Below are 11,004 nucleotides of genomic sequence, written 5' to 3'. Positions count from 1 at the left end.
AGCCAGGATCAAACTCTCTTTAAAATAAAGCTGAATTTGAATACTTATTCAACACCGTGAATAAGATCCTTGCGTCAAATTGACTTCGCTAGCAAATTTCTTTACTAGTACTTTTTTGGAAATAGCTTTCTATTTTCGCCCTGCGATTCTTACCTAGAAACATCACTGTCTCTATTGGTTTTATCTTTGTTTCTGTTCAGTTTTCAAAGGTCATTATCGCGTTGCTATCACTTATGTTTTTTTATTTTTGCGACTTTTAAATCATACCATTCAAGCACTTATCTGTCAACAACTTTGTATAATTATTTTTATGTTATTTTTCTTTGTAAAAGTGTCGGCTAGTAGCGCCGAGAACTAATATATCAATTAATTAGGATAATGTCAACCAAGTTATGCATAATATTTTAGTTTTTTTTCAGGCTGTACTCTATTTCCACAAAAATGTATGCGCTAAACATTGATGTACAGCCGTTTGCTATTATAGATTTTTTTGCATAAATATTATTACTTTTATACATTAGCGATAAAAGAAAACCATCAAATCGAGTGAAAAGATGGCTTTGCTGGAAGTTATAATGTTTTTGATTGGCACTCTGGGCAAGTTCCGTAAACTTCTAATCGATGTTTATTTACTTCATATCCTGTGACACTTGCAGCAAAATGCTCTACTTCGTCTAAGCCAGGATAATGAAAATCTACTATTTTACCGCATTCATTGCAAATGGCATGGTAATGTTCGGATGTAGAAAAATCAAAACGGCTGGATGAATCGCCATATGGTAATTCTTTAATTAGTCCTGCTTCTCGGAATACGCGTAGATTATTGTAAACTGTAGCTACACTCATATTGGGGAAGTTCCCTTCAAGCGCTCTGTATATCTCATCGGCGGTAGGATGGGTATCAGCATTAATTAAGAATTCAAGTATAGCATGACGTTGAGGAGTTATTCTGACTCCAGTTTTTTTCAAGACATCTATTGCTTCTCGTAAATGAGAATGAGAATTAGACACCGTCATGCACTCCTTTCTCGCTTAATTTAAATAGATTGTACATATAACCTATTCTACCTAACTTTCGCGTGTTCTGTCAACATTAGGGGGCGCAAACATTTCTTTCAATAGCCTTTATTTAAGTTAATCGTATTTAATAATGGTTCTTCATTTTGAAATCTTGAAATATTTTCAAGCCATATGTCGAAGCTTCTATAGAGGTATTTAGGCGAATGGGCGGATACATGTGGTGTGATTGTGACATTCGGAAAATCCCATAAAGCATGATTTGTTGGTAGTGGCTCGATTGGAGCGACATCAAGATATAAGTGAGCAATTGTTTGGCTTGTCGCGACTTCTATTAAAACTTCTTCTGTGACAACAGAGCCTCGACCGATGTTAATAAATACTGCACTTTCTTTCATTGCCTCAAAATGTGATTTTTGGTAAAGTGCTTTAGTCGCTTTTGTTTCCGGTAAAATGGATACAATGAAATCGCCTTTTGGAAGAACAGTTTGGATTTCTTCTATAGAAACAACTTGATCAAATGGCGTAAAAGTTTCTCCTGATGTATTGATACCGATTGTCTTCATTTGGAATACTTTTGCGAATTCGGCGATTTGTTTTCCTATAGCACCTGTTCCTATAATAATAATTGTTTTGCCTGCTAGCTCGGACATCTCTGCATCACGGATCCAATTATGCTCCACTTGTTTTGTTGCAAAATTCGCTAGGCGTTTAACATAAGAAAGCATGTAAGCCATTGTAAACTCGGCCATTGGGATTGAATGGATTCCCCGCACATTGGTGACAAGAACTTCTCTTTCTTGAAGTTTTGCATGAGGTAGTTCTTCAATTCCTGCTGAAAAAACCATAATCCAGCTTAGAGAGTTGGCTTCTTCAATAATCGCTTCTGTGATGTCAGAGCCATAGGTTACGATGCAATCTATCGTTTCTAAGGATTTATAGGATGCTAAATTTTCTATGTAATCGTATGTATGATTTGGAAATTGTGCTTCTTGTTTGGCTTTTAAATCGTCTGGGATTGGCATTGTAAACAGTATTTTCAAAAGGAATCACGTCGCTTTCTGTTTATATTGTCCTTTTATTTTAGTCTCTTTTCGCGCCGGTTACAATGAACTTGCTTCTATATATCATTGCAGTTCGTCGCGGTTTCCACTAAAATGAGAAGGGAAGAAACATTTAATGAAGGAGATGTATCAAACATGAACCATTCTGAATCGGAAAAGTTACATACGGAGGCACTTAAGCACATTGTTGGCGGGGTTAATAGTCCATCCCGTTCTTATAAAGGTGTTGGTGGCGGAATCCCTGTGACGATGGAACGTGCAAGCGGCGCCTATTTTTGGGATGCTGATGGTAATAAATATATTGATTATTTGGCGGCTTACGGGCCAATTATTACTGGCCACGCGCATCCTCATATTACAAAAGCGATTACGTATGCTGCAGAAAATGGTGTTTTATATGGCACACCTACGAAATATGAGATCACTTTTGCAAAAATGTTAAAAGACGCAATTCCATCTTTGGAAAAAGTCCGCTTCACAAATTCTGGTACAGAAGCTGTGATGACAACGATTCGTGTGGCACGCGCTTTTACTGGACGCGATAAAATTATCAAATTCGCTGGTTCTTATCATGGGCATTTTGATTTGGTGCTTGTCGAGGCTGGTTCTGGCCCTTCTACGCTTGGTACGCCAGATTCGGCTGGGGTGACGATGGCAACTGCAGAGGAAGTGATTACCGTTCCTTTTAATGACATCGCTAGTTTGGAAGAAGCAATGCGTATTTGGGGTGACCAAGTTGCTGCAGTTTTAGTGGAGCCTATTATTGGGAACTTTGGGATTGTCGGCCCGGTTGAAGGCTTTTTGGAGAAAGTAAACGAGTTAGCGCATGCTGCAGGTGCACTTGTCATTTATGATGAAGTGATTACCGCATTCCGATTTATGTATGGCGGAGCACAAAATTTGCTGAACATAACACCTGATTTGACCGCGCTTGGAAAAATTATTGGGGGTGGCTTGCCGATTGGTGCATATGGTGGGCGCGTCGATATTATGGAAAAAGTTGCTCCGCTAGGCCCTGCATATCAAGCCGGTACAATGGCTGGAAATCCGGCTTCCATTCAATCAGGGATTGCTTGCTTGGAAGTTCTGCAAGAGAACGGTATTTATGAGCGATTTGAAAAATTCGGAGTTAGGCTAAAAAATGGAATTCTGCATGCCGCTGCAAAACATGGGATTGACGTTACGGTTAATCAGATTAAAGGTGCTTTGACGGTCTACTTTACAGATCAAGAAATCGTAACTTATGCAGATGCCCAAGCCACTAACGGTGAATTATTCGGCCAGTTTTTCAAGTTAATGGTGGAAGAAGGTATCATGTTGGCACCTTCCAAATATGAAGCTTGGTTTATTACAACAGCACATACGCATACGGATATTGAGGAGACACTTGCTGCTGTGAACCGGGTTTTTGCAAAAATGGTTGGTTAATTTGTTTGCAAAGCAGCATTTACGGATATAATAGGAGAAAATGAGTACAGAAAGGAATAACCAGCAATGAAATTCGGGGCTAGGATTATAAAAACAGGAATTGCGATTAGTTTAGCGCTTTTTATTGCCGAACTTTGTCACTCCCCTTCTCCTTCTTTAGCAGGGATTTCGGCAATTTTTGCGGTTCAACCATCGATTTACCGATCTTATTTAGAAATTTTACAACGGGCGCAAGGGAATGTTATTGGCGCAGCGATTGCGATTGGTTTCGGGCTTTACATTGGAAATGATTTCATTTTAATTGGGGTTGCATCGATTATTTGTGTGGCCTTATTGATTCAGTTTAAGCTTGAAAAAACGATTGGCTTGGCGCTTGTGACGCTGGTTATCGTGATGGATTCACCTACAAATGACTTTCTAATGATTGCCCTCACACGATTCGGTACGATTATGCTCGGTCTTGTTGCCGCATTTATCGTCAACTTGATTTTCTTACCACCGAAGTATGAAATTACTTTATTCCAGTTTATTTACAGCACAAATGATGAAATTATGCGCTGGATAAAGTTGAATTTGCGTCATGCTGCTGATTTTCCACTCCTAAAAAAGGACATGAAGTGGATGCAAAAGCAGATTACACAAATGAGTAGCTACTACGAATTATATCGCGAAGAGCGAACGTTTTTGAGGCGAACAAATATTTCCAAATCACGAAAAATTGCTGTTTACCGTCAGATGATTCTTTGTTCGCAAAAAGGATATGAGTTACTGCGGATATTACACCGCTATGAGAATGATTTTTTGCAATTGCCTCCTGAGAAACAAGAGTTAATACGCATGCAGATTGATTATTTAACAGACACGCATGAACAGTTGTTACTCACGTATATTGACAAGGTTTCGGTGGACTTAAATTATGCGGAGAAACATTTTTCACAGGATCCAGCAGATTTGATGCGGTTGTTCTTAAACGAGATGAAGGAAATAGACAAAGAAGATGACGACGAGGGCATTGACCAGTACCACTTGATGCGCATTATCGCTTGCGTCTTTGCTTATCAGGAAACCGTAGATTATTTGGAAAAGCTGATTCATAGTTTTAAATTGAGGCATGATGAAGAAAACAAGATTGACATTGATGTGCATGAATAAAACTCCGAGCTGGCTATCAGAGCTGGCTCGGTTCTTTTTCATGCTCTGTTGTCGTTCTGTTTCCGACAATAGTAGCCCTATTTATCGTTCCCCAATCACACATTGCTCGAACTAGTGGAATGAGTGTATCTCCTAAATCAGTCAAACTATATTCTACTTTAGGCGGAATCTGGTTGTATACTTTCCGGTGGACAATGCCATCTTCTTCTAATTCGCGTAATTGTAATGTGAGCATTCGTTGTGTTATTCCTGGAATCAACCGTCGAAACTCATTAAAGCGAATCGTGTTATCCATTAAGTGAAATAAGATTTGTAATTTCCATTTCCCGCCGATAACGGATGACGTTACATCCGCACCACATGAAAAATCCGTTTTACGTTTTTGCATTGCTTCCCTCCTTGTTACAGTATACAAAATGTAACTACCTAACAAAAATGTGCATACTATCTTTTTTTATTTTACTTGATATACTTGGAATGTCAAACAATTTAGGAGGGATTTTTCATATGTCAAAAAAACAAGAAATTTTAGATGCTTTCCACTATCGCTTTGCTTGTAAGGAATTCGATACTGCGAAAAAAATAAAAGCTGAGGATTTTCAATTTATTTTAGAAACTGCGCGGTTGTCTCCTTCATCTTTCGGTTTTGAGCCTTGGAAGTTACTTGTCATTGAGAATAAAGAGCTACGTGAGGATTTAATGCCTAATGCTTGGGGGGCACAAACTCAGTTACCAACTGCCGATAAATTCGTAATCGTGCTTTCTCGTACTAAAAATAGCCTCGCGCCTGAATCTGATTACATTCAAAATCACCTGAAAAATGTAGCTCAAATGCCTGATGAAGTTGCTGAGATGTATACGAATCATTTTAGTAACTTTTTAGAGAAAGATTTTGACCTGTTGGCCGAGGATCGTCTCGTTTTTGAATGGGCTAGTCGTCAAGCGTACTTAGCGATGGCAAATATGATGACGAGCGCAGCTGCGATTGGCATTGATTCTTGTCCAATTGAGGGGTTCGACAAACAAGCTGTTGAAGAACTTTTGATTCAGAAAAACTTGATGGATGCAAATGAGTTCGGTGTTTCCGCGATGCTTGCATTTGGCTACCGAGCCGCAGCACCAAGTCGCGAAAAAACGCGTCAACCAATAGAAGCGCACGTTGAAACGGTTTATTAAACTACATTTTTCATCAAATGACAAAAACACGCAAAACAAGATTCCAGTGATAGGAGCTTGTTTTGCGTGTTTTTCACTACAAATTTAGCGATATTCTTTATACTTTTCATACCAGATATCGATGTAATCTTTGGAAAACGGACCTTTCTTGTCCAGAATCCAGTGTGAGAGTATGTCCACATTATGTCTTAGTATACGGTCAATAGCGTCTGGGTATTTCATTTGCCTTCTATGTTGTTCATATTCGCCTTCATCTAGCAAGTGGAACCGACCATCTGGAAAAACCTTAATATCCAAATCGTAGTCGATATATTTCACCGCTTCCTCATCAGATGCGAATGGCGTTCCTAGATTGCAATAATGATATATCCCGTCCTCTCTAATCATCGAAATCACGTTAAACCAATATTCGCTGTGGAAATAGCAAATAGCAGGTTCACGGGTTACCCACTTTCGGCCGTCAGATTCCACTACCAGAGTGTGATCATTTCCACCGATAATAACATTTTCCGTTGATTTCAAAACAACCGTTTTTTTCCAAGTACGATGAAGTGAGCCGTCGTGTTTGTAGCTTTTGATTTGAATTATTTCTTTCTCTTTAGGTAAGTACATCCAATATCCTACTTTCTCCATGTACTATCGATCTAACATCCTTTTCCATTATACCATGCAATCAGTTTCAAAAAAACTGAAAAGACACGAAAAGCTAAAAGAGCTCGTTTAGCCTCGGCAGAAATTGTTAGGAGCCTCCGTAAAAATTCTCTTTTGATTTTTACAGAGGTCACGAAATTTCCGAGATACTGGCTCTTGAAGCTAGATTTGAAAACGATGATACGCAAAAAAACGGAGCGTTCCCACATATGTGATTGCCATACCTCGAACCGCTATAACACTATCGTCTGTTTCTTCCATCACTTCAAATGAATTATATCCTCACTTTGTTTCATGTATATTGCGGCTCTAAATCAGCAAGAAATAATTCAGAAGAGCCTCAAGAACTAATGCCTGCATAAACTTCTAAACTAATAATGTTCTTCCACCATCTACAATAATTGTCTGTCCGCGAATCATATCTGCCTGATCACTCACTAAAAATGATACAGCCTTTACTAAATCTTGCGCTTCAACCATACGACCAGCTGGAGTTTTTGCAATCGCATCTGCTAATAATTCTTCACGATTAGGAAAATGATCCAGCGCTTCGGTTTCGATTAGTCCACCAGAAACAGCATTCACCGAAATCCCTAGTGGTGCTAATTCGACAGCCAAATAACGTGTTAATGATTCGACAGCAGCCTTTGAAACACCAACCGTTGTATAATTTTCCAAATAGCGAATCGCTCCTACAGAGCTCAAACTTACAATTTTCCCACCGCCCGTTTTTTGCATGCGTTTTGCAGCTTCTTGACTTGCAAAAAGTAACGCTTTAGCATTGATATCCATCGTCCAGTCCCAATGTGACTCGTTCAATTCCATAATTGGTCTTAAAACACCGCTTGCTGCATTGTTTACTAATACATCAAGCCGTCCGAACGCTTCATCAACCTCTGCGAACATTCTTTTTAGTTTCTCTATATCCCCTACATTAGCGCGTACTAGCACCGCTTTTTGACCTAACGACTCGACTTCCTGTGCAACTTCCTGTGCTTTACTAGGACTTCTCGCAAAATTAATCGCAATATCATACCCCTGTTTCGCGAGATCAAGCGCGATTTCTCGTCCAATCCCACGACTGCTTCCTGTTACTAATGCCACTTTATTCATTATATGGTTTCCCCCTTTAGAAATGCTTGCCACATTTTTTGATACGGAACTGGAAAAGCTAAGTGCTCCATTTCAGCTTTGGTGACAGTTTTTGTTTTCAACTCTGTAGTTTGTGTGTGAATCGCTTGCGCTACGAATACGTCTACTTCCCAGATTAAATGTGAAAAAATATGCTTTACATGTGCGATTGGCTCAGATTCAATCTGGAGTTCGATGCCATATTTCTGTAAAAAAGCTAATTTCATTGCTTCGTTATTTTCCGCTAAATCGACGGTTGGAAATTGCCATAAATTAGCCAGCAATCCTGTTTCTGGGCGCTGTTCTATGATGTATTTGCCTTCTCCTACCTGAACGATAGCACTAGATAAGAATATTTTCTTTACTTTGGTTTTCTTAATTTTAACTGGATAAGACTCTTCTTTCCCGACTTTGTGTGCTTCGCAAAACTCTTGTAGCGGACAGACGAGACACAGTGGTTTTTTGGGCGTGCAAACAAGAGCGCCGATTTCCATTAAAGCTTGGTTAAACTCGCCTGGTTTCTCTGGATCGATTAGCGGATACAATGCGGCCTCAAATTTCTTTCGTGTTTTCTGTTTCATAATATCATCGTCAATCTCCAAAACCCGCGATATGACTCGCATCACATTGCCATCTACAGCAGGCTCTGGCTTTTCATACGCAATGCTTAGCACAGCGCCAGCGGTATATGGTCCTACTCCTTTTAGCGCGAGAATCCCTTCCAAATCATTCGGAACGACACCGCCCATCTCTGTCACTACTGTCTTCATCGCAGCTTGCAAATTACGGACACGAGAATAATAACCAAGGCCTTCCCAAGCTTTTAAAATTCGTTCTTCTGGAGCCTCTGCAAAGTCTTTCATCGTTGGGAACCATGCCATAAATCGCTCAAAATATGGCATAACTGTGTCAACTTTTGTTTGCTGGAGCATAATCTCAGAAACCCAAATTCGGTAAGCATCTGTATTTTCTCGCCAAGGTAAAATCCGCTTATTCTCCTCGTACCAATCAATTAAAGCTGATCTAAAGGCCACAATTTTTTCGTATTTCCATTCCATCGTGTATTTACTCCTCATTCTATGTGTATATTCTCATGGTTTTCTAATGCGTGTTTTCGGGTATTCTGTAGTATAATGTAAGTATGAAAAAACTTCCGATACTTGATTTTCTTGCACGTTCTCATTATACAGAATCAAGATGTGATTGGATAGCCAATTGCCTTCGGATGTTTCACAAGAAGCAAATATTGATTTTATATTGCTCTTAGAAGAGGAGGAAGTCTCTTGGACACTGGCACACATGTTGTTATGGGAATCGCACTCGGCGCTGTAGCCACAGCGATCGACCCTTCCATTGTTGGGGGTTCCGCTGCCATTGGTATCATGACAGCCACTATTATTGGATCACAAATACCGGACATTGATACTGTTCTGAAACTTAAAAATAATGCGGATTATATTCGTAATCACCGGGGAATCACCCATTCCCTTCCAGGTCTAGCAATCTGGCCGATTTTACTCTCGGTTATTCTTGCTTTCATTTTTCCAGCCGCGCCGTTTGGGCATCTTTTGCTATGGACTTTCGTGGCAGTCGCCTTTCACATTTTTGTGGATATTTTTAACGCATATGGAACGCAGGCTTTGAGGCCGTTTAAAGATACTTGGGTCGCATTTGGATTTATTAACACATTCGATATCTTTATTTTCGGTTCTCACGTTGTAGCTATTATTATTTGGTTACTCGGCGCGCCAGCTGTACCAACGTTCTTCACGTTATACGTAATTTTGGCGCTTTACTATGTAGCAAGATTTGTCACGCAAAAAGTCATTACCCATGCGGTCAAAAATATGATTCCTGATGCGGAGGAAATTATTGTAGCTTCTACGATTCGTTTCTTCCAGTGGCGTGTCGCGGTAACGACGAAAGACCATTACTATGTTGGCCGGGCTTTCAAACGTACAATTTCTATTTACGAGAAATTCAATCGCTTGCCAGTTCCCGATAACGATATTATCCACGCAGCGATGAAAGATAAGAATTTAGCGGCATTTGTATCCTTTTCCAAGGTGTATAACTGGCGTATTGAAGAAAAGATGGATGGCACGTATGTAACGTATACTGATTTGAGATATCGCAGTAATGGGCACTATCCATTTGTTGCGGTGGTCAAATTGGATGATGATTTACAAATCGTTTCTTCTTACACTGGCTGGATTTTCAGCGATGAGAAACTACACAAGAAATTACATCCTGCTACCAATTAGAATTTAGTAAAAAGGGCCTTCTCGGATTCGAAAACGAGAAGGCCTTTGTATATCATTGCTCTTTTCGTTCGACCAAATGTAGTGATGCACCATGTTGTTTTACTTGTTTTGATACATAGTCATACGTATATTCACTTCCACGATATGGGTATCCAGCTTTGGCATAACTTGCTTCAAAATCAGTCCATAGCATCTCTACCCACCAAAGCGCTTCTTCTTCGGTAAAATTCGGATTAATAGCTAGTAACTCTAACTTTAACTTTTCAAAATAAGCTTTCATTATTCTTGCTCCTCTTCAAAATCTAATTCATGTTCTCGCATGTAATCTTGAATGGTATCATAGGAAAATCCTTTTTGCAATAGCGACGTGATTGTTTTTTGACGGCACTTAACTGGCCCTAAACGACGATTTCTTTGCAATAATTTATTTAATTGTTCGCCTAATACGTCTTGCTCCTGTTCTTCTGAGAACTCTTCTAGCGCCACCCGGCTTGCTTCTTTTGCAAGATCTGTTTCGTAGCCTTTTTGGATAAGCTCAGTAACTAATTTTTGTTGTAGTTGACGCTTTGCAGATTTGCGACTACGATTAACTATTTTTGTTGCTAGTTTGACGGCATTTTCAAGTTGTACATCACCTTTAAAATCATCTAGCGCTTCTTCAATATGTTCGCGGATTATGCCTTTTGCCACAAGTTCGCGCTCGATTTGACGGGGTCCCTTTGACGTAGTATTTACTTGGGTTCGGACGTAAAGATGCGCGAATTCTAAGTCATTGATGTATTTCATTTCGGCTAGACGTTTAATGACAAGATTAATTTCGTCGGATTCCATTTCAGATTTTGCCAAATGAGTGCGGATTTCTTTTTCGGAGCGTACACGATGGGCTAAATATTGGATAGCTTTGTTCAAACCTCGACGGATTGCGTCTTCTTCTTGAACCTCAGCTAATTCCTCGTCAGTCAATTCGCGGTCTTTAAAAAGTTGATACTTCGTTAGCACGACTTCATCTACACTAAATAGATATTTTCCAGCAACAAATATGTTGTATCTTTCTTTATTTTTTTGCTGTTGCGAAATGGATGTTATTTTCATCTTTATCGCCTCCTCTTCTACCCTTATCA

Annotated in this window: 12 protein-coding genes; 4 read left to right on the top strand and 8 right to left on the bottom strand. The window is 39.5% G+C overall.

From position 1 onward, the window contains the following. Window positions 1-570 precede the first annotated feature (570 nt). Complete coding sequence (gene perR / locus R8925_RS06745; RefSeq protein ID WP_036072723.1) at window positions 571-1,017, bottom strand: peroxide-responsive transcriptional repressor PerR; 447 nt, start codon at window positions 1,015-1,017, stop codon at window positions 571-573. 98 nt (window positions 1,018-1,115) lie between these two features. Further along, entirely contained in the window at window positions 1,116-2,060 is a 945-nt protein-coding gene (locus R8925_RS06740) for a D-2-hydroxyacid dehydrogenase (protein ID WP_430535127.1), read from the bottom strand. Between the two features lie 156 nt (window positions 2,061-2,216). On the opposite strand from R8925_RS06740, the gene R8925_RS06735 reads away from it, so the two are divergent. Together R8925_RS06735 and R8925_RS06730 are read left to right on the top strand one after the other, a co-directional pair. Further along, window positions 2,217-3,509: a glutamate-1-semialdehyde 2,1-aminomutase gene (locus R8925_RS06735; RefSeq protein ID WP_430535126.1), complete on the top strand. Its 1,293-nt coding sequence runs from the start codon at window positions 2,217-2,219 to the stop codon at window positions 3,507-3,509. 66 nt (window positions 3,510-3,575) lie between these two features. Then, window positions 3,576-4,661, top strand: coding sequence for an aromatic acid exporter family protein (locus R8925_RS06730; protein ID WP_430535125.1), 1,086 nt, complete (start codon window positions 3,576-3,578; stop codon window positions 4,659-4,661). 16 nt (window positions 4,662-4,677) lie between these two features. Here the strand turns inward: R8925_RS06730 and R8925_RS06725 are convergent, their stop codons facing one another. Continuing rightward, window positions 4,678-5,049 (bottom strand): winged helix-turn-helix transcriptional regulator, encoded by a 372-nt coding sequence (locus R8925_RS06725; RefSeq protein ID WP_430535124.1) that lies wholly within the window; start codon window positions 5,047-5,049, stop codon window positions 4,678-4,680. Between the two features lie 119 nt (window positions 5,050-5,168). Here R8925_RS06725 and R8925_RS06720 point away from each other — a divergent pair, with 119 nt between their 5' ends. Continuing rightward, window positions 5,169-5,837, top strand: a complete 669-nt coding sequence (locus R8925_RS06720) for an NAD(P)H-dependent oxidoreductase (protein WP_430535123.1) — start codon at window positions 5,169-5,171, stop codon at window positions 5,835-5,837. Window positions 5,838-5,921: 84 nt separating this feature from the next. On the opposite strand, the gene ntdP is transcribed toward R8925_RS06720, so the two are convergent. The 3 genes from ntdP to mutY form a co-directional block, all read right to left on the bottom strand. Further along, window positions 5,922-6,449 (bottom strand): nucleoside tri-diphosphate phosphatase, encoded by a 528-nt coding sequence (gene ntdP, locus R8925_RS06715; RefSeq protein ID WP_133620907.1) that lies wholly within the window; start codon window positions 6,447-6,449, stop codon window positions 5,922-5,924. Between the two features lie 405 nt (window positions 6,450-6,854). Continuing rightward, window positions 6,855-7,601, bottom strand: coding sequence for an enoyl-[acyl-carrier-protein] reductase FabL (gene fabL / locus R8925_RS06710; protein WP_430535122.1), 747 nt, complete (start codon window positions 7,599-7,601; stop codon window positions 6,855-6,857). After that, on the bottom strand, window positions 7,601-8,695 hold the full coding sequence (gene mutY, locus R8925_RS06705; RefSeq protein ID WP_430539416.1) for an A/G-specific adenine glycosylase: 1,095 nt from the start codon (window positions 8,693-8,695) through the stop codon (window positions 7,601-7,603). The genes fabL and mutY overlap by 1 nt, the downstream gene beginning before the upstream one ends. Window positions 8,696-8,902: 207 nt before the next feature. Here mutY and R8925_RS06700 point away from each other — a divergent pair, with 207 nt between their 5' ends. Then, window positions 8,903-9,883, top strand: coding sequence for a metal-dependent hydrolase (locus tag R8925_RS06700; RefSeq protein ID WP_430535120.1), 981 nt, complete (start codon window positions 8,903-8,905; stop codon window positions 9,881-9,883). A gap of 52 nt (window positions 9,884-9,935) precedes the next feature. On the opposite strand, the gene R8925_RS06695 is transcribed toward R8925_RS06700, so the two are convergent. Both R8925_RS06695 and recX read right to left on the bottom strand, forming a co-directional pair. Further along, window positions 9,936-10,163: a YfhJ family protein gene (locus tag R8925_RS06695; RefSeq protein WP_430535119.1), complete on the bottom strand. Its 228-nt coding sequence runs from the start codon at window positions 10,161-10,163 to the stop codon at window positions 9,936-9,938. Beyond that, window positions 10,163-10,975, bottom strand: a complete 813-nt coding sequence (gene recX / locus R8925_RS06690; protein WP_430535118.1) for a recombination regulator RecX — start codon at window positions 10,973-10,975, stop codon at window positions 10,163-10,165. Before recX ends, R8925_RS06695 begins: the two co-directional genes overlap by 1 nt. Window positions 10,976-11,004 lie beyond the last annotated feature (29 nt).

The organism is Listeria rocourtiae subsp. hofi (genome assembly GCF_963575615.1).
Taxonomy (GTDB): Bacteria; Bacillota; Bacilli; order Lactobacillales; family Listeriaceae; genus Listeria_A; species Listeria_A hofi.
Note: the sequence above shows the minus strand (reverse complement) of the source record. Positions and strands in the feature narration are given on the sequence as shown.